Source organism: Streptomyces sp. NPDC027962 (genome assembly GCF_055566095.1).
The window spans coordinates 98863-115928 of the sequence record NZ_JBVHTA010000022.1 but is presented as its reverse complement, the minus strand read 5'-3'; the positions used below and the strand labels follow the sequence as shown (position 1 = coordinate 115928).

Annotated in this window: 19 protein-coding genes and 3 pseudogenes; 15 read left to right on the top strand and 7 right to left on the bottom strand. The window is 70.5% G+C overall.

What is annotated here, in order from left to right:
• Positions 1-100: 100 nt before the first annotated feature.
• Positions 101-283, bottom strand: a pseudogene (locus tag ACZ4SA_RS21500) (hypothetical protein); the annotation flags it as partial.
• A gap of 254 nt (positions 284-537) precedes the next feature.
• Between ACZ4SA_RS21500 and ACZ4SA_RS21495 the strand changes: the two are divergent.
• The 9 genes from ACZ4SA_RS21495 (at position 538) to ACZ4SA_RS21455 (ending at position 4550) form a co-directional block, all read left to right on the top strand.
• Positions 538-684 carry a hypothetical protein gene (locus tag ACZ4SA_RS21495; protein WP_468276838.1) on the top strand — a complete coding sequence of 49 codons (147 nt, stop codon included), beginning with the start codon at positions 538-540 and terminating at the stop codon, positions 682-684.
• A 288-nt stretch (positions 685-972) separates the two neighbouring features.
• The gene (locus ACZ4SA_RS21490; protein WP_468276836.1) at positions 973-1308 is read left to right on the top strand and encodes a gas vesicle protein GvpO; all 336 of its coding nucleotides are present in this window, start codon (positions 973-975) and stop codon (positions 1306-1308) included.
• Positions 1309-1449: 141 nt separating this feature from the next.
• Complete coding sequence (locus ACZ4SA_RS21485; protein ID WP_468276834.1) at positions 1450-1884, top strand: gas vesicle structural protein GvpA; 435 nt, start codon at positions 1450-1452, stop codon at positions 1882-1884.
• Positions 1881-2612, top strand: a complete 732-nt coding sequence (locus ACZ4SA_RS21480) for a GvpL/GvpF family gas vesicle protein (protein ID WP_468276832.1) — start codon at positions 1881-1883, stop codon at positions 2610-2612. The genes ACZ4SA_RS21485 and ACZ4SA_RS21480 overlap by 4 nt, the downstream gene beginning before the upstream one ends.
• Before the next feature lie 4 nt (positions 2613-2616).
• Entirely contained in the window at positions 2617-2853 is a 237-nt protein-coding gene (locus tag ACZ4SA_RS21475; protein ID WP_468276830.1) for a gas vesicle protein GvpG, read from the top strand.
• Positions 2850-3224: a gas vesicle protein gene (locus ACZ4SA_RS21470; RefSeq protein ID WP_468276827.1), complete on the top strand. Its 375-nt coding sequence runs from the start codon at positions 2850-2852 to the stop codon at positions 3222-3224. The genes ACZ4SA_RS21475 and ACZ4SA_RS21470 overlap by 4 nt, the downstream gene beginning before the upstream one ends.
• On the top strand, positions 3221-4051 hold the full coding sequence (locus tag ACZ4SA_RS21465; protein ID WP_468276824.1) for a GvpL/GvpF family gas vesicle protein: 831 nt from the start codon (positions 3221-3223) through the stop codon (positions 4049-4051). Before ACZ4SA_RS21470 ends, ACZ4SA_RS21465 begins: the two co-directional genes overlap by 4 nt.
• Complete coding sequence (locus ACZ4SA_RS21460) at positions 4048-4263, top strand: gas vesicle protein (RefSeq protein WP_468276821.1); 216 nt, start codon at positions 4048-4050, stop codon at positions 4261-4263. Before ACZ4SA_RS21465 ends, ACZ4SA_RS21460 begins: the two co-directional genes overlap by 4 nt.
• Positions 4260-4550, top strand: a complete 291-nt coding sequence (locus ACZ4SA_RS21455; RefSeq protein ID WP_468276819.1) for a gas vesicle protein K — start codon at positions 4260-4262, stop codon at positions 4548-4550. Before ACZ4SA_RS21460 ends, ACZ4SA_RS21455 begins: the two co-directional genes overlap by 4 nt.
• Before the next feature lie 60 nt (positions 4551-4610).
• On the opposite strand, the pseudogene ACZ4SA_RS21450 reads toward ACZ4SA_RS21455, so the two are convergent.
• Positions 4611-5157: pseudogene (locus ACZ4SA_RS21450) on the bottom strand (hypothetical protein).
• 269 nt (positions 5158-5426) lie between these two features.
• Here ACZ4SA_RS21450 and ACZ4SA_RS21445 point away from each other — a divergent pair.
• The 4 genes from ACZ4SA_RS21445 (at position 5427) to ACZ4SA_RS21430 (ending at position 9975) form a co-directional block, all read left to right on the top strand.
• Positions 5427-5657, top strand: coding sequence for a DUF6480 family protein (locus ACZ4SA_RS21445; protein WP_468276818.1), 231 nt, complete (start codon positions 5427-5429; stop codon positions 5655-5657).
• A gap of 87 nt (positions 5658-5744) precedes the next feature.
• Complete coding sequence (locus ACZ4SA_RS21440) at positions 5745-6233, top strand: DUF5709 domain-containing protein (protein WP_468276815.1); 489 nt, start codon at positions 5745-5747, stop codon at positions 6231-6233.
• Between the two features lie 69 nt (positions 6234-6302).
• The gene (locus tag ACZ4SA_RS21435) at positions 6303-6956 is read left to right on the top strand and encodes a phosphoribosyltransferase (protein ID WP_468276813.1); all 654 of its coding nucleotides are present in this window, start codon (positions 6303-6305) and stop codon (positions 6954-6956) included.
• A 310-nt stretch (positions 6957-7266) separates the two neighbouring features.
• Entirely contained in the window at positions 7267-9975 is a 2709-nt protein-coding gene (locus ACZ4SA_RS21430) for a SpoIIE family protein phosphatase (RefSeq protein ID WP_468276810.1), read from the top strand.
• A 40-nt stretch (positions 9976-10015) separates the two neighbouring features.
• Here the strand turns inward: ACZ4SA_RS21430 and ACZ4SA_RS21425 are convergent.
• From ACZ4SA_RS21425 to ACZ4SA_RS21410, 4 genes and pseudogenes are all read right to left on the bottom strand, one after another.
• Positions 10016-10242 (bottom strand): annotated as a pseudogene (locus ACZ4SA_RS21425) (nucleoside deaminase); the annotation flags it as partial.
• A 249-nt stretch (positions 10243-10491) separates the two neighbouring features.
• A complete protein-coding gene (locus ACZ4SA_RS21420) occupies positions 10492-10992 on the bottom strand; it encodes a GNAT family N-acetyltransferase (protein WP_468276808.1) in 501 nt (166 codons plus the stop codon).
• Between the two features lie 60 nt (positions 10993-11052).
• Positions 11053-11655 (bottom strand): HD domain-containing protein, encoded by a 603-nt coding sequence (locus tag ACZ4SA_RS21415; protein WP_468276806.1) that lies wholly within the window; start codon positions 11653-11655, stop codon positions 11053-11055.
• Positions 11645-12022, bottom strand: coding sequence for a hypothetical protein (locus ACZ4SA_RS21410; RefSeq protein WP_468276803.1), 378 nt, complete (start codon positions 12020-12022; stop codon positions 11645-11647). The genes ACZ4SA_RS21415 and ACZ4SA_RS21410 overlap by 11 nt, the downstream gene beginning before the upstream one ends.
• Before the next feature lie 171 nt (positions 12023-12193).
• On the opposite strand from ACZ4SA_RS21410, the gene ACZ4SA_RS21405 reads away from it, so the two are divergent.
• Positions 12194-13630, top strand: a complete 1437-nt coding sequence (locus ACZ4SA_RS21405; protein WP_468276801.1) for a PP2C family protein-serine/threonine phosphatase — start codon at positions 12194-12196, stop codon at positions 13628-13630.
• 305 nt (positions 13631-13935) lie between these two features.
• Here ACZ4SA_RS21405 and ACZ4SA_RS21400 read toward each other — a convergent pair whose 3' ends face one another.
• Positions 13936-15429 (bottom strand): DNA-binding protein NsdB, encoded by a 1494-nt coding sequence (locus tag ACZ4SA_RS21400; protein WP_468276799.1) that lies wholly within the window; start codon positions 15427-15429, stop codon positions 13936-13938.
• 235 nt (positions 15430-15664) lie between these two features.
• Here ACZ4SA_RS21400 and ACZ4SA_RS21395 point away from each other — a divergent pair, with 235 nt between their 5' ends.
• Complete coding sequence (locus tag ACZ4SA_RS21395) at positions 15665-16789, top strand: aminoglycoside phosphotransferase family protein (RefSeq protein WP_468276796.1); 1125 nt, start codon at positions 15665-15667, stop codon at positions 16787-16789.
• The last annotated feature ends 277 nt before the right edge of the window (positions 16790-17066 follow it).

The following is a 17066-nucleotide window of genomic DNA, read 5'->3' as shown; positions in this document are numbered from 1 at the left end:
TTCCTCCCCTCCCCCCCCCCCCTCCCCCCCCCACCACCCCCCCCCCCCCCCCCCCCCCCCCCCCCCCCCCCCCCCCCCCCCCCCCCCCCCGGCGCCGGGCTCAGTAGAGCTTCGCGACGGCGATGCCGGTCGTCTTCCTGAAGCCCTCGAGCGGCCAACCGTCGAGGTCACCCATCTGGCCCCGTTCGACGACGGTCACCGCCCGGCCGTCACGGCCGACCGAGCAGAGGGCGATGTCGGTGGAGCCGACGTCGGGCTGCGAGGTGTCGAGGCTGTAGACGTACGGGCGCAGGCCGACGTGCCGCCGCCACCGACCGAGGCCGATGCCGAGTCGTGGGCCGGGCCACTGCGCGCACGGCACGGCGCCGAGACGGGGGTGCGGATCACACTGCAGGGCACGGGCCAGGAGACGGTGGTGCTGGAATCGTTGCAGGTGCGTGTGACCGCGCGCCGGGCTCCGGAGGGGCGCAATGGGTACCGCATGGGATTCCGGCTGCGGCAGGTCGCTCACGCCGCGGCTGTTCGATGTGTCTGGACATGCCCCGCCCCGTCGCCCACGCCAAGGCGGGCAACGACGCCGGGGAGCCGATTCCGGCCGTCTCGTTCCCGTACCGGATCTCGGCCACCGATCCCGAGGTGCTGCTGGTCACCGGCCGTACGGTCGCGTGCGACGGTGACTGGTAGCTGCCACTGCGGTGGTCCGGCGGGGGCAGGTCGGGCACCGTACGGATCGACGACGACGGCCGGCCGTTCCGAACGAGCGCTCTGGGCGACGGTGACGTGTACGGCTACGACTGCAACGCGGGCGCTGGGTTTCGTCCTCGCTCACCACACGCAAACACTGAGTGGCGGCAATCTCAGTGCATTTCGAATTGTCCGACATCGGGCATCGTTGTGTCGGCGACCGAAACCGGCTGTCTCCATGGGGGTTTGGGAACGTCCGACCGGGCAACCCGCTGTGTCGAGGCATCTATGACACAGACTTCAGAGAACTCGAAGAACTCGGACAAGAATCAAAACCAGCAGGGCAGTCGGCCCGTCCGTTCGGTGGACGTGCTGCGCGCGGCGAGCGCGGAGCTCACCGAACTGACCGGGATGACGGCGGAGACGGTGTCGTCGTTCGCAAGGACGGAGGACGGCTGGCGGCTCGTGGTCGAAGTACTCGAGCTGGCCCGTGTCCCCGACACAGCGAGTCTCCTCGCCTCTTACGAGGTCGAGGTGGACACGGAAGGCCAACTGACCTCGTACCGGCGGGCACGGCGTTATGAGCGCGGGCGGGCAGATCGTCCGTCCACGGGCGGGGCCTGAACCCCGGCCCTGAACCCCGGACCTGAGCCCAGGTTCTGAACCCGGGCATTGAAACCGGCCCACACGTCCGCCCGTTCCGTTGAAACGGATGACGGGCGGAGCACGCCACCCACCGTATGACACAGGGAGGGCATCACCGTAATGACTGTTGTCCCGGCACAGCAGAGCACGGCCGGCCGCGGCGGATCCAGCGGACTGTACGACGTGCTGGAACTGATTCTCGACCGCGGCCTGGTGATCGACGCCTTCGTGCGCGTCTCACTGGTCGGCATCGAGATCCTGAAAATCGACGTAAGGGTCGTCGTCGCCAGCGTCGACACATATCTGCGGTTCGCGGAGGCGTGCAACCGGCTCGATCTGGAGGCCGGCCCCCGCAAGGACCCCGGACTTCCCGACCTCGTAGGCCAGATCACCGAGTCGGGCGCCCGCGGCAAGTCCAAAGGCGTGATCGCCGGAGCCGCACAGAGTATCTCGGAGGCCTTCGGCGGAGGCGATGACGAGGAGAAGAAGGAGAAGGAGTCCGCGCCGCGCACCCGGCGCAGCAGCAGCTCCCGTCGTAAGGAGGAGCAGGAGTGAGCACGTACGTCTATGGAATCACCCGCAACGCCCCCGATGCGAACCTCGATGCGTATCTCTCCTCGCGGCCGTCCGGCGTGGGCGAGCCCCCGCAGCCTGTGCGGGTGGTCGGCAAGGGCAGACTCGCCGCGCTCGTCAGCGACGCGCCCGAGAATCTGCGGCCCAAGCGGCGGGATCTGCTCGCGCATCAGAACGTGCTGACCGAGGCGGGCGCGGCGGGACCCGTGCTGCCGCTCAGGTTCGGTGGCGTGTCGCCCGACGACGGGGCGGTCACCGCCGTGCTGGCGGAGCGTCAGGAGCACTACCTCGAGCGGCTCGACGCGGTGGACGGCAAGGCCGAGTTCAATGTAAAGGCCGACCACGACGAGGAGGCGGTTCTGCACCGTGTGCTCGCCGACGATCCGGATCTGCGTGCCATGGGCGTCGCCCAGCAGAACGCCGGCGGCGGGAGTCACGAGGACAAGCTCCGGTTGGGCGAGTTGATTGTCGCGGCTGTGCGGCGGCGGGAGGAGCTGGACCGCGCCGAGGTGCACCAGGCGCTCTCGTCCGCCGCGGTGGACTCCGCGCCCGGCCCGGACGGTTCCGGCCGCGTCGCGAACCTGTCCTACCTGGTGGAACGCGACCAGGCCGAGAACTTCCTGACGGCCGTCGCCGACTTCCAGCAGGCGAACCCCCAACTTCGGTTGCAGGTCAGTGGACCGCTGCCGCCGTACAGCTTCGTGGAGTGATGTGATGGGCCTGCTGGGAGAGCTGCTTCTCCTGCCCGTCGCACCGGTCCGCGGCACCGCGTGGGTGCTGCAGCAGGTCGTGTCGGAGGCGGAGCGTCAGTACTACGACCCCGCTGCCGTGCAGCGTGAACTCGCCGAGCTCGTCGAGCGGTTCGAAGCGGGAGAGATCGAAGAAGACGAGTTCGACCGCCGCGAGGACGAGCTGCTGGAGCGTCTGGCGATGAGGGGTGATCCGCGATGACCACTGCGACCGGCCGGTTCCCCGGCCCCTACGACTCCGGTGGCGGGGCCGATCTCGCGGACATTCTCGAGCGGGTCCTCGACAAGGGCATCGTCATCGCCGGCGACATCCGCATCAATCTTCTCGACATCGAGTTGCTCACCATCAAGCTGCGGTTGATCGTAGCCTCGGTGGACAAGGCCAAGGAGATGGGCATCGACTGGTGGGAGGACGACCCGGCACTCTCTTCCGGCGCCCGCAGGCGCGAACTCGAGGAGAAGAACGCCGAACTGGAACGCAAGATCGCCGAGCTGCAGTCCGCCGTGTCCTCCGCGGAGCGCGGCCTTGCCCGGGAGAACGAACCCCAGCGCCATCACCGGGATCAGGCATGAATCAACTGTTCTATGTGTACGCGGTGGCCCGGCCCGTCGGCGACGCGGCGACCTTCGCGGCAGCGGGCGTCGGCGGCGCTCCGGCGCGGTTCGTCGAGCACCGCGCTCTGGCCGCCGTGGTGAGCCACGTGCGGGTCGAGGACTTCGAGGAAGCGCCACTGCGCGAGCACCTGGAGGATCTCGCCTGGCTGGCGGACACGGCCCGCGCGCACGAGTCGGTGGTCGGCGCCGTCAGCGGCATCACGAGTGTGGTGCCGCTGCGGCTGGCCACCGTGTGCCGCGACGAGAGCGGGGTGCGCCGGTTGCTCGACGAGGGGCACGACCGCTTCACGGCGAGCCTCGCCAGGCTCGACGGCAGGGTCGAATGGGGCGTGAAACTGTACGCCGACCCCGATACGGAACCAGAACCGGAGCCGTCCGCCGCTCCCGCACGCCCGGAGGTGGCATCTTCCGGCCGCGACTATCTGCGGCGGCGGCTGCGGAGCCGGCAGACCCGGGAGAAGAGCTGGGCGCACGCGGATGCTCTCGCGCAGCGACTGCACGCGGAGCTGGCCCGGTGCGCGGAGGGGCAACGGCTGCATCGGCCGCAGAGCGGCCAGTTGGCCCAAGCGCCCGGCGTCAACGTCCTCAACGCCGCGTTCCTCGTGCGGCGCGAGGAGAGCGACGCCTTCGTCGGGCTCTTCGAGCAACTCGCCCCGCAGGAGGCGGGCGTTCGTGCCGAACTGACCGGCCCGTGGGCGCCGTACTCCTTCGCCGACGAGCCTGAACGGCAGCAGCGGGACAGCCGGGAGCAGCAGGGAGTACGCGAGGGACGGACAGGGACATGACCGTGGCCGACGACACCTCGCCCCTCGCCCGTCGGGAGCTCGCCCTCGTCGACCTGCTGGACAGACTGCTCGCCGGCGGCGTGGTCATCGCGGGGGACATCACGCTGCGGATCGCGGACGTGGATCTCGTACGGATCGACCTGAAGGCACTGATCACTTCGGTCGGTCCCCGGGTGCCCTCACCGTGGTCTTCGTGGGAGGAGGACGGATGAGCGGGACGGCGCGCCGCCGGGTGGAGCTCGACCCGGACACCGTGGAGCGCGACCTCGCCAGACTGGTGCTGACGGTGGTCGAACTGCTGCGGCAGCTGATGGAGCGGCAGGCCCTGCGGCGGGTCGACACCGGAGAGCTCACCGAGGACCAGGAGGAACGCATCGGCATGACGCTGATGCTGCTCGAGGACCGGATGGACGTGCTGCGGGACAAGTTCGGCCTGGAGCCGGGCGACCTGAACATCGACCTCGGCCCTCTGGGCCCCCTTCTCCCCCGCGGCGGATGAAGGCCGGCCGGTGGCCGACGGGTCATCAGTTCCGTGTCCCGCAGCGTCCGCGTGCGGCGCTCACGTCAGCAGGAACGCCATGGCCGTGGCAGCGCCGACGCCGGAACCGGCGGCGGTCCGGGCGACGGAGTGGTGGCTGAGCGCGACGCGTGACCAGCACACGGCGAGGACGAAGACGTACGCGGTGATCCACCACGGGGTGTGCACGGTCGCGAGCAGTGCCGTGACGGCGGAGGCGACCGCCGAGTCGACGCTGATCTTCCAGGCGCTGTTCACCACGAGGAGAACGACGGTCATCACCCACAGTGCCGGAATCGCGAGGAGATTGCCGGCGGGGGCGTTCCCGAGGACCATCACCAGGGAGCGGAGACCGATGGAGCCGAGGATCACGATGAAGATCGGGGCGCGCTGTCCGCGGTCCACGACATGCGGGTCGCCCCAGGTGCCCCTCTCCGGCGTTCCCGCTCGATGCAGGCGGCGGGAACGATTCCCGCGCACAGCGTCCAGCAGGCCCCACGGAAGACCCGTCCAGTTGCCGGCCGCGGCGAATCCCAGGCCGAGCATGCCGGCGAGCAGGACGTTTGCGGGGCCGCAGCACATCCGCGATCCACCGGGCGACGTCGGTGGTCTTCTGCGTGGCGCCGGCGGACGTGCCGGTTCCTTCAGGGCGGGGGCGGGAGGCCGTCTGCCGTCACAGCCGGCGGCCAGGATCGTAACCGCCGCCCCGGTGCCGTATCGGCTCCGGTCAGGGCAGCGGCGACACGCGCAGGCGCCGCCTGCTCACGCCTCCTGAGGCCCGACCCGCTGCAGACGCGGTAGGCCGCGAGCTGCGAAATCCGAACTGTTGATTCGGAAGATTTCGGGCACTCGACCGCTATGAACAGTCACACCCCGGATCCCGACCCGAGGAACACATCCGGCATCCCCCCAGGCAGCGGCGTGCCACCGGGCGAGACGCCGCCCGGTGAGGGCAGTACCGGCTCCGAGACCGGCCCGCGCGGTGACCTGTCCCGCGGCTGGGCCAAGGGGCCGCTGATCGCCATCGGAATCGTCGTCGCGCTCTTCGCAGCGTTCTTCCTCGCCTATGCCCTGATCATGATCCTTTGACGGGCGCCCCGCGCGCCCCGCCGGGTCCGGTACTCCGCGATGCTGCGCCCGAGCACGCCCGAAGACTCCCCAGAAAGGTAAGACGCCATGTCCGACGAAGCAGCTCAGCGTGACCAGGCGCGGGGTGACGACGTCTACCAGCCGGAGAACTCCGACGTGCAGAACCGCCCGAGCGGTGATCTCGACCTGGAGAACGTCATCGGCGAGCGCGGGCTGGACGACACGATGGCGGAGGGGTACTCACCGCCGGAGCGTCCGCTGGGCGTGGAGAAGTACGGCACCACCGGGGAGGAGCAGATGCGCGGCGAGACGCTCGACCAGCGCCTCGCCCAGGAGGACCCGGACGTGGAGGTGCCCGACGGCAACGGCATCGGCGATCTGGTGGACGGCGACGGCGAGCCGGTCGACAAGGAGGCGGGGGAGACGCGGGCGGGGCGTCTCACTGCCGCGTACGACCCCGCCCCCAGGCGGCCCAGCGACGTGGTGGCCGTTGACGTGGGCATCGACGGCGGTGCCGCCTCGGCCGAGGAGGCCGCGATGCACGTCACCTACGACACGGACATGGAGGACCGGTAGTCGGCGCCGTGGTCCTCGCCGGAATCCTCCGACGACGCAGCGCCTGACCAGCGACGGAAGGTGCGAGGCATGCTTTTCCACGACCGCAGGGAGGCGGGCCGGGAACTCGCCGGCCATCTCGCCCGGCGCATGGACGAAGGAACGCTCGCCAGCCCCTTCGTGCTGGCGCTGCCCCGCGGCGGCGTACCGGTCGGCGACGAGATCGCCAGAGCTCTCGGCGCGCCACTGGACGTCATGGTGGCGCGGAAGATCGGCGCGCCCTACAACCCCGAGGTGGGCATCGGCGCGCTGGCCGGCGAGGGGCCTCCGCTGTTCGACGAGCGCTCGCTCGCCATGCTCGACCTGACGGCCGACCGGCTGGCTCCGCAGGTCGCCAGGGAGCGCACGGAGATGCACCGGCGCGAGGATCTCTACCGCGGAGGACGCCCCGCCCCGGAGGTGAGCGGCAGGACGGTCGTCGTCGTGGACGACGGACTGGCGACGGGCGTAACGGCCCGTGCGGCGCTGCGCGCGGTCCGCGGCATGGGGCCCGGCAGGCTGCTGCTCGCCGTTCCGGTGGGTTCGCGGGAAGCCGCCGACGCGCTCGCCGCGGAGGCGGACGAAGTGCTGTGTCCCCACCGGCCGCCGCTGTTCCACTCGGTGGGGCAGTGGTACGAGGACTTCGACCAGGTCGGTGACGAGGAAGTAGTCGCCATACTGCGGGGATACGCCGCAGCTCGCTGATGGCGCAGGGCGGTACGGGAAACGAAGGAGCGGGGCGGTTCAAGTAACAGGCCCACGGTCGCGGGCTTGTTCCCGTATGCCAGGTTGTCAAACGCGCCCTTGGACACGGACTTCGGGGACATTGCCCCCATCCGGCCCGCAACGCCCGCCCGGCGGGGATTTCTGATCCCCCCGAATTCATCAAAGGCCTTGGGCATCATCATCTGCATTGGCATGCTTGAGCGACCCGCGGTCCGGTTGGGCGCATGATGGTCCACGCCCCTGCTTTGCGCGGTTCGCCCAGCTCATGGCGGAGGTGTAGAAAGAGCTTATGGCCGGACGCTACGGCCGCCCGCGCTCGGTTCTTCGGATGCGAACTGTCGCAGGTCAGGTCTTTCTCCTGCAGGTGGCGATCGTGGTGTTGCTCGTCGCCGCGGCCATGGCGGCGCTGGTGTTCCAGTCACGCGCCGACAGCGAGCGCGAGGCCCGCAACCGGTCGGTCGCCGTGGCCGAGACCTTCGCCCACTCCCCCGGGATCGAGGAGGCGCTGGCAAGTCCGGATCCCACCGCGGTGCTTCAGCCGAAGGCCGAAGTCGCCCGTAAGCGTTCCGGTGTGGACTTCATCGTCGTGATGAGCACCGAGGGCATCCGCTACACGCACCCGCTGACGGACCGGATCGGGAAGAAGTTCGTCGGCAATCTCGCCCCGGCCCAGGACGGCAAGGTCATCACCGAGAAGATCATCGGCACGATCGGGCCGCTCGTCCAGGCCGTCGTCCCGGTCACCGACAGCAAGGGAACGGTGGTGGGCCTGGTCTCGGCCGGCATCACCATCGAACGCGTGAGCGGTGTGGTGGAGGAGCAGTTTCCTCTGCTGTTCGGCGCTGCGGGCGGCGTGCTGCTGCTGACCACGGGGGGCACGGCGCTGGTGAGCAGCAGGCTGCGCCGCCAGACGCATGGGCTCGGCCCCGCCGAGATGACCCGGATGTACGAACATCACGACGCTGTGCTGCATGCGGTGCGCGAGGGGGTCATCATCGTGAGCGGCGACGGCCTGCTGCTGCTCGCCAACGACGAGGCGCGCAGGCTGCTGGACCTGCCGCCGGACGTGGACGGCTCCCCGGTCAACGAACTGGGTCTCGATCCGCTCACGTCGCATCTGCTGTCCTCCGGAAGGAACGTGACGGACGAGGTGTTCCCCGTGGGGGAGCGTCTGATCGCCGTCAACCAGCGCTCGACGGACCAGCACGGCGGGCCGCCGGGCAGCGTCGCCACCCTGCGGGACACCACGGAGTTGCGGTCCCTGACCGGTCGTGCCGATATTGCACGGGGGCGGCTCAGGCTCCTGTACGACGCGGGCACGGAGATCGGCACCACCCTCGATGTGGTGCGCACGTGCGAGGAGCTCGCCGAGTTCGCCGTGTCCCGGTTCGCCGACTTCGCGACCGTGGACCTGGTGGAGGCCGTGCTGCGCGGCGAGGAGCCGACCGCCGCGGGCGCCGACACCGACATGCGGCGTACGGCGTTCGCCGGCCCGGCGGAGACGGCGCTCTACCCGCTGGGGCAGGTGATCCGCTTCGTGCCGACCACGCCGATGGGTACCGGTCTCGGCAGGGGCGAGGCGGTCCTGCAGGCGGATCTCACGGCCCTCGGAGGGTGGCAGGAGCAGGATCCGGTACGGGCGCACAAGCTGCTCGAGTACGGAATCCACTCCATGATCGCGGTTCCGCTCCGGGCTCGAGGCGTGGTTCTGGGCGTGGCCATGTTCTGGCGTGCGCAGCACCCGGAGCCGTTCGAGGAGGAGGATCTTTCGCTCGCGGAGGAGCTGGTCGCCCGCGCCGCGGTCAGCGTCGACAACGCCCGCCGCTACTCGCGTGAGCACACGATGGCGGTCACGCTGCAGCGCAGCCTCCTCCCGCGGACTCTGCCGGAGCAGAACGCCCTCGACGTCGCCTACCGCTACCGCCCCGCGCTGGCCGGACTCGGCGGGCTGGGCGGCGTGGGCGGGGACTGGTTCGACATCATCCCGCTGCCCGGGGCCCGGGTGGCGCTCGTCGTCGGGGATGTCGTGGGCCATGGGCTGCACGCCGCCGCGACCATGGGCCGGCTGCGTACCGCGGTCCACAACTTCTCCAGCCTGGACCTGCCGCCCGACGAGCTGATGTTCCACCTCGACGAGCTGGTGGCACGCATCGACCAGGACGAGACCGACGACGCTGCGGACGCCGGCGTCACTGGCGCCACCTGCATCTACGCTATCTACGACGCGGTGTCGGGGACCTGCAGCATGGCTAGGGCCGGTCATCTGCAGCCGGTCGTCGTGCACCCGGACGGCACGGCCGAATTCCCGGACGTGCCCGGTGGGCCGCCGCTGGGTCTGGGCGGTCTGCCGTTCGAGACGCTCGAAGTGCGGCTGCTGGAGGACAGCCGCCTGGTGCTCTACACGGACGGCCTCGTCGAGGACCGGGAGCGGGAGATCGACGAGGGCCTGGAGCTGCTGCGCCGCACTCTGGCCGAGCATGCCGGTTCCGACCCCGAGGAGACGTGTGAGGCGGTGCTCGGCGCGCTCGTGCCCGAGAATCCCCGCGACGACATCGCGCTGCTCGTGGGACGTACGCGTGTGCTGGACTCGGGCCAGGTCGCGGAGTGGGACGTGCCGCCGGACCCGTCGGCGGTGCGGCGGGTACGGGCCGCGGTGGCGGAGAAGCTCGCGGAGTGGGGTCTGGACGAGGAGGCCTTCACCACGGAGCTGATCCTGAGCGAGCTGGTCACCAACTCGATCCGTTACGCCTCCGGAGAGATCCGGGTGCGGCTCATCCGCGACAGGGCGCTGATCTGCGAGGTCTCCGACCAGAGCAGTACATCGCCACATCTGCGGCAGGCGGCCATCACGGACGAGGGGGGCCGCGGGCTGTTCCTGGTCGCCCAGTTCGCCGAACGCTGGGGGACGCGGTACACGGCTGACGGGAAGGTCATCTGGACGGAACAGCCCCTGCCCGCCGAGCCGCCGCCTGCTCGGGCGCCCGACCCCGTCGAATGACGTGCGTCCCGCGGGCGGCGGGACACGCACGTGCGACGGCTCAGCTCCGGCCGGCCCGGAAGCGGCGGTGGAGTTCGTGCACCTGCTCTGCGAGCTCCGGCACCGGTCCGGCCATCTCGAGGCCGGGGACGACGTCCTGGTCGGCAGGGCGGCCACCGGGGACGGCCCGACTCCCAGGTCGGCGAGCCAGCCGCCGAGCTGTACGGAGGAGACGGCGTACACGATGCGTCCGAGGCCGACCCAGCCGTGCGCGGCGCTGCGCTCCGGTGCTCGGCATGGCCGCTCCCTTCACCCTTCACCCGGCTGCTGCGCGCCGGCAGGCACCGACCCGCTTTGTCAGGTTACGCCGCATTTCTGGGCGTCGGGAACTCGCCGGGAGATCGGCAGGGTGGCGAGGGGGCAGGCATGTGACCTGCGAACGGCTGTACAGCGTGAGGGACTTGGACGGATACCGTCGCCGGTCACCGGTCTCCGGTCTCCGGGTGCCGGTCACCGAGGACGACATCGCGGCGGACTTCACTCGATCGGAAACAGCAGCTCCGGGCGGTCCCACATGACGGCCGGCGGTCGGGCCTCGACCGTGCCGGTGCGATGCGCGCCCACGCTCAGGTAGAAGCCCTCCGCGGGCGGGTGGGCGACGACCCGCACCGCGTCCAGACCGGCCGAGCGGGCCCGGTCGGTCATGTGCTCCACCAAGAGCCGGCCGACGCCCCGCCCCTGGGCGTCGTCGGCGACGAACATGAGGTCCAGCTCCGGAGGCGACAGCACCAGGGCGTAGAAGCCGAGCACCTTTTCGCTCCCGTCCGCGGCAACGAACACGTCGTGGGTCTCGATGTAGTCCGGACCCACCCGGTATCCGGCGATCATCGGGGCGTAGCGCCCCTCATAGGCGCTCGACCCACGCACCAGCCGGGTGAGCCGCTTCGCGTCCCGCGCGACCGCACGCCGGATCCGCGGGGCGTCGGGGCGCATGGGCGGCCGCTGGGGCCCGTCCGCCGATGTAAGGGCTGAACTCATACATGGAGTATGACGCACCACCGGTCCGAACGGGATTCCCCGGCGATGCCGACCGCCGGGTCACGCCACGACGGGGTAGGCCCCCTGGAACTCCAGCCGGGCATCCGCCCCTTCGCCGATACGGGTGAGGACGTCGTCGAGTGCCATGAACTCCTGCCACACCTCCCGGCCGCTCGTCCCGGCCAGGTGTGTGACCAGCAGATCTTCGAGGTCCGGGACCCGCTTGTTCTTCCACACCTTGTCGGCGACCGCGACCACCAGGTCCTCGACACCGGACCCCGTCGGCAGCTGGGACCAGCTTGCGTGGGTCGCCGCGAAGCGGGCCAGGTCGGGGGCGACGCCGTGGTCCAGGAGCAGTTGCCGGCCGACCTCCTCGTGCCGGCCGCCGGCACCTGACAGCTCCGCGGTGTGGACCGCCTTGCCCACGTCATGGGTGGCGGCACCGAAGAGGACTGCCCGCCGGTCGTAGCGCAGCCGCCGGTGGTGTCCGTCCAGCCAGTCGGCCAGCTGGTACGCCACGTCGTGGACGGCGCGCAGATGCGCCGCCAGTCTTGGAGGCGCGGCCAGTTTCCGCAACAGGTCGGCCGCCTCCGGCGGCAGGGGACGCAACGGCGGGTCGCGGGGGTCATGGAGGGCACGGGCCAGCAGGTCGTCAGCGGTCACCGCGACAGATTACGCGCAGACCGGGAAGCGGGCGGGGCTCGCATTCCGCAGCCGGGCCGGTGCGGCCCACGTTCCACTCGACACCCAGGAGTGTGGTGACCTTCTGCACGGCGGGAAGCTTGCAGGCGATCGCCCACCGGGGCGCCCGGGAGCCGGAGCCGGCGGCGGCCTGGTCCTGTGCGAGGTCCGTCTTGATCACGATCCCGTCTGTCCCGAACGGCAAGTCGGGGCGGGCCGCGGCGATCTCCTCGATCCGAGCCTGGATGTCGTCGGCCGTGACCAGGGTGCGCGGCGCGACAGCCGTGCCCGCGGCGGTGTGTGCACGCCGAGCCCGGCGATGTATTCCATGACGCGGCTGTGCGCCCACTCGCCGTCCGCCACTGACAACGCCCCGGACCACGACGCCTGCGGCATATGCCGAAGGCACCACCGGATCGAGTGTTGCCAAACGGCTTACGGCCCCTCGCTCCCTGTGCAACAGTCGTAACCGGTCCCTGTTCCAGACCCTGGCCGTGGCCCGCCTGTATCGGAGTACGACATGCCGTCCCATGTGTTCGCGGACCGTCCCGCACAGCCGCCCGAGCGCGGAACCGTAGACGCACTGATCACCCGGACGCGCAGACTGCGCGGAGACGTCGACGCGGTGCGCCCCGACCCGGAAGTGGCGGAGGACGACCCGCAGGAGCGATGGCGGCGCGCCCTGTGCGACCTGGCGCTCCATCACCTCGATGACCTCGGCGCCCACTTGGGGCAGCTGGCGGACGGACTCCCGCAGGAGACGGCGGAGGAGATCGCCGACGAACTCGCCGAGTACGAGGCGGACCGCGCCGCGGACGGCACCGGCTCGCTGCTCACCCGCGTCGGCAGCGCCGAATGGAACCTCCTCACCGACGAGGTCAGGTGGTCCGACGAGCTGTTCCGCATCCTGGGCCGTGACCCCAGAAGCGGACCGATGTCCCTGGACGAGATGCCCTCCCTCGTCTTCGCGGAGGACCAGCCGCTGCTGACCGCGATGGTGACGGACTGTCTGGTCGACGGCCGGCCCATCGACGGCGAGTTCCGTCTTGTGCGGCCCGACGGGCGCGTCCGCACCGTGCACATGATGGGCGAGCCCGTGCTCGACGCCGACGGGTCCACCGCGGCCATGTGGGCCGTTCTACGGGACGTCAGCGAGCTGCGCCGCAGCCAGCGGGCGGTGCGGGAGACCCGGGACTGGCTGCAGCGGCAGCAGCACATGGAGCAGACGGAGCGACGGCTCGCGGTCGAAATGCAGGAAGCCGTGCTGCCCCCGTGGCGCGGATCGCTGCAGTTCCCGCACGACGGCCGGACCTCACTGGACGTCGCGGCGCACTACCTCCCTTCCGCGAGCGACGCGCTCATCGGTGGCGACTGGTACGACGCCCTGCAACTGCCCGCCGGCGACTCACTTCTGAGCGTCGGCGACCTGACCGGCCACGGGGTGTCCGCGACCTCCGCCATGGCGATGCTGCTGGGTGCTCTGCGCGGGATGGCCGTGGCGGGCATCCGGCCGGGTCCGCTGATGATGCACCTCAACCAACTGCTCGAGACGGCTCCGCAGCCCGCTCTGGGCAGTGCGGTGTGCTGCCGCTACGCGCCCGGGACCAGGACACTCTCGTGGGCGCAGGCCGGACACCCTTCCCCGCTGCTGTTCCGCGACGGGGCAGGGCAGGCGCTCACGGCGCCGGACGGCGTGCTGCTCGGTGCCACCAGCGGAGCGGCCTACGAGCAGGCCGAACTGACCCTGCAGCCCGGTGATCTGCTGGTCCTGCACACCGACGGGCTGACACGCACGAGCGCGACGTCCGACGGCGGTGCGGACCGACTGACAGCTTTGGCAGCGCGGTTCGCCCGTGCCAGGGATGCTCAGGAATGCGTCCGTGTGATCGTCGAGGAGTTCGGTGAGCAGGAGCGTGAGGGCAACGCCTGTGTGATGGTGGCGAGGGTCACCGCCTGACCCCGCGCGAGTCGGTCCGAGGCAGTGTGTCGGTACGAAAGGCGTCGGTACGAAAGCCGGGTACAGGTACGAAACCCGGTGTCGAGTCCGAACCCTCTGTCGTGCGGAGCCACAGCCCCGGAGGGCTGCTAGGGCGTGTTTCGAAAGTGGCGCCGTCCGCCCGCAGGGCGGGGCTCGCGGCGTCTGGTGCGTGCAATCGCAAGGCGGAGGATCATCCTCGTACTGGACGTACTTGGATGACTCCGACAACGCAGCGAGTGTGCGTGCCAGGCGTCGTGGGCCAGGCGGGACTTTCGAAACACGCCCTAGTGCTGGGCTCTGCGCATCTTCGTCGAAGGACTGCGGGGCATCGCGACCTCGATCTCCTCCCGCAGGTCCTCGATCTTGTCGTAGCCGGCGTACTGCCCGGTCAGCCGATACATCTCCCGCAGCCTGTCCCAGGTCCGGTGCGAGGAGGTCTCCCCCATCGACACCAGCGCGAGCCGGGCGTAACGGTCGGCCTGTTCGGGGTCGTCCGCGATGAAGCACGCGGAGGCCAGCGAGATGTAGTCGAAGATCTTCGAACGCTGCCTGCCGCCCTCGCGCAGCTGAAGCGCCTGCTTGGCGTGGTTCTGCGCGATGCTCGCGGCCGAGGGGTCGTGGTCGGCGAGTGTGCGGTACGCCAGGGCCTGCATGCCGTGGAGGTCCGCCTCGTCGAACATCTGCATCCAACTGGGCGGCGGCACATCCCCCTTGTCGGAGACGAACAGCTCTTCGGCCTCGCCGAGCGTGCGGCGCATGGCCTGGCCGCGGCCCATGGAGGCCTGCGCCCAGGCCTCGATGGTGTGCAGCATCGCCCGGGTACGGGGCAGGGTCTGCTCCCCGGATCCGGACTTGGCGAGCTTCATGAGGTCCAGCGCGTCGTCGGGACGGCCGAGGTGGACCATCTGGCGCGCAGCCCGGGAGAGGGCCTCGCCCGCGCGAGGGCGGTCGCCGCCCTCGCGGGCCGCGTGTGCGGCGATGACGAAGTACTTCTGGGCCGTCGGCTCGAGGCCGACGTCGTGCGACATCCAGCCCGCGAGGACGGCCAGGTTGGCGGCAACGCCCCACAGGCGCCGCTGGAGGTGGTCGGGGTGGCGGTAGGCGAGCATGCCGCCGACCTCGTTGAGCTGTCCCACCACTGCCTTGCGCTGCAGGCCGCCGCCGCGGGCAGCGTCCCAGGCGCGGAACACCTCGACGGAACGCTCCAGCGCCTCGATCTCCTGCGACCCGATGGGGGCCGCTTCGTAACGGTCGTACCCAGCGGGGTCGGCGTGCAGGGGATCGGAGGTGCGGACGGCATCCTGGGAGATCGCCGGATCGGTCTTGAGCCAGTCGTGCATGGCGCTGCTGAGTGCTGAGCCCGCGGCGAGTGCCGCGCCCGCGCCCACCAGGCCGCGTCGGTTGAGCATGAGGTCCATTCCCGTGAATTCGGTGAGGACCGCCGCCGTACGGTCGGGCGCCCAGGGCAGACCGTCAGGGTTGTCTGCGCCCTGGACGTCCCGCCGTCTTCCCGCTCGCCCGCTTCGTGCGAACCCGAGGTCCTCGATGGTCACGACACGACCGAGTCGCTCGGTGAACAGAGCTGCCAGCACCTTGGGCACGGGATCGCGCGGGGTCTCCCCCAAGTCGATCCAGCGCCGCACCCGCGAGGTGTCGGTCGCCAGCTGCGGGTGGCCCATGGCCGCCGCCTGCCGGTTCACGAGTCTTGCGAGTTCGCCCTTGGACCAGCCGGCCAGGCCGAAGAGGTCGCTCAGGCGGGTGTTGGGTTCTCTGCTCACGTCAAGCCCCCAGGTTCTCGGCTGAGTTGACAGTAACCCGCTGTCATGGGGCGGGCGACTATTCGCCAGGGTTCGCCAGGGTCCGCCAGATGGTCTGCCACCCGCGACGCGGTGTCAGGTAGGAACGCGCCACCTCGCCCCGTCTGCCGGGGCACATTCCCCAGGGTGTTTCCTCTGGCATATGGGGCGGGGCGCGCACGCAACTTGTCGGCACACGAAGGGATCTGTATCTCCCATGTACACAGCATCGTCCTCCGTGTCCGCCCCGCCCCGGCTGCAGCAGCGCACCGCGTTCCCGGCCGGCACCGGACCGTATCTGGACCCCACTCACGCCGGCCGGGCTCGAAGGCCGGCCGGCGTGGTCGGCCAGCCCCTCAGCGGGAGAATCGACTTGTCCGGTCCCCAGGGCGCACAGCTGCGCAAGGCTGTGGCGTCGGTGCACCGGATCTGCCCGGAGTTCAATCCGGTGCAGGTGCTGCGCCGCAGCGGACGATCCGTCCTGATCGTGGGCACGACGGGGCGTACCACAGCGGTTGCCAAATGCTTACTGGACCACTCGCCGGCATGGGCCGAGCGGCTGCGGCACGAAATAGCTTCGTACCGCGCTTTCGTACGGCACCGCCCACCGGTCCGGGTCCCGCGGCTCATCGCCGCGGACCCGGAGAACTGCACCCTGGTGATCGAGCGGATGCCCGGAAGGGCCGCGGCACTGACCCGACACCCGCAGGAGGCGCCCCCGCGCGCGGACGTGCGGGCGGCGCTGGGCGCGATCGCCCGGCTCAACACCTGGCGGCCACCGGCGGGGATGTTCGACGCCCCGCTCGACTACGGCTCCCGGATCTCGCGGTACCACGAGCTGGGGCTGTTCACCGACCGGGACCTCGGTGACCTGCAGAAGCTGCTGCACGGTCTGGCGCAGGCCGGAGGCCGGCACGGCATGGGGCAGTTCTGTCACGGTGACGCGCTGCTCTCCAACATCCTGCTGTCGCCGACGGGTCCTGTGCTCGTCGACTGGGAGCACGCCGGCTGGTATCTGCCTGGCTACGACCTAGCGACGCTGTGGGCGGTGCTGGGCGACGCTCCGGTGGCGCGCCGTCAGATCAGCCAGCTGGCACAGCAGTCGGGCACCGCCGCCAGGGACGCCTTCCTGGTGAACCTGATGCTGGTGCTCACTCGGGAGATCCGTACGTACGAGACAGCCGTGCAGCGCACGATGCGCGAGGCGTCGCCGGTCTCCGGCGGGCAGACGCAGGGCACCGGTCCGACGGCGGGTGAGGAACAGCGACTGCTCCTGAGGCGGCTGCACGACGACTGCGCAATGGCCCGACGGGCCGTGCGTGCGGCGGTCGGCACACGCTGACCGGCCCGACACAGAGGGGGAAGCGCGCTGCGCGCCCGGTGCCGACACACCCGGCGCGCAGCGCCCTGTGCTCTTTGTCCCGTTCTAGGATCGGCGGCACGTGATCCAGGTCCGGACCGCTGTGGGTGCAGCGCGACGAAAGAGCCCGTATGCAGCCGCCGCATCCCCACGACCTCGCATCGCTCAAGGCATTCATCGAGCGTGAGGTCGTCAGTCTCCGGGCGGATGTGCGGAACAAGACGGACCCGGCGCCCGAGCCCGGTCCGGCCCCAGCCCC

Excerpts from the sequence above, each read along its gene's own strand:
- ACZ4SA_RS21465 (WP_468276824.1), top strand. The coding sequence starts at position 3,221 with ATGAATCAACTGTTCTATGTGTACGCGGTGGCCCGGCCCGTCGGCGAC.
- ACZ4SA_RS21485 (WP_468276834.1), top strand. The coding sequence starts at position 1,450 with ATGACTGTTGTCCCGGCACAGCAGAGCACGGCCGGCCGCGGCGGATCC.
- ACZ4SA_RS21445 (WP_468276818.1), top strand. The coding sequence starts at position 5,427 with ATGAACAGTCACACCCCGGATCCCGACCCGAGGAACACATCCGGCATC.
- ACZ4SA_RS21440 (WP_468276815.1), top strand. The coding sequence starts at position 5,745 with ATGTCCGACGAAGCAGCTCAGCGTGACCAGGCGCGGGGTGACGACGTC.
- ACZ4SA_RS21395 (WP_468276796.1), top strand. The coding sequence starts at position 15,665 with ATGTACACAGCATCGTCCTCCGTGTCCGCCCCGCCCCGGCTGCAGCAG.
- ACZ4SA_RS21405 (WP_468276801.1), top strand. The coding sequence starts at position 12,194 with ATGCCGTCCCATGTGTTCGCGGACCGTCCCGCACAGCCGCCCGAGCGC.
- ACZ4SA_RS21475 (WP_468276830.1), top strand. The coding sequence starts at position 2,617 with ATGGGCCTGCTGGGAGAGCTGCTTCTCCTGCCCGTCGCACCGGTCCGC.
- ACZ4SA_RS21460 (WP_468276821.1), top strand. The coding sequence starts at position 4,048 with ATGACCGTGGCCGACGACACCTCGCCCCTCGCCCGTCGGGAGCTCGCC.
- ACZ4SA_RS21435 (WP_468276813.1), top strand. The coding sequence starts at position 6,303 with ATGCTTTTCCACGACCGCAGGGAGGCGGGCCGGGAACTCGCCGGCCAT.
- ACZ4SA_RS21430 (WP_468276810.1), top strand. The coding sequence starts at position 7,267 with ATGGCCGGACGCTACGGCCGCCCGCGCTCGGTTCTTCGGATGCGAACT.
- ACZ4SA_RS21495 (WP_468276838.1), top strand. The coding sequence starts at position 538 with ATGCCCCGCCCCGTCGCCCACGCCAAGGCGGGCAACGACGCCGGGGAG.
- ACZ4SA_RS21455 (WP_468276819.1), top strand. The coding sequence starts at position 4,260 with ATGAGCGGGACGGCGCGCCGCCGGGTGGAGCTCGACCCGGACACCGTG.
- ACZ4SA_RS21470 (WP_468276827.1), top strand. The coding sequence starts at position 2,850 with ATGACCACTGCGACCGGCCGGTTCCCCGGCCCCTACGACTCCGGTGGC.
- ACZ4SA_RS21490 (WP_468276836.1), top strand. The coding sequence starts at position 973 with ATGACACAGACTTCAGAGAACTCGAAGAACTCGGACAAGAATCAAAAC.
- ACZ4SA_RS21420 (WP_468276808.1), bottom strand. The coding sequence starts at position 10,992 with ATGAGTTCAGCCCTTACATCGGCGGACGGGCCCCAGCGGCCGCCCATG.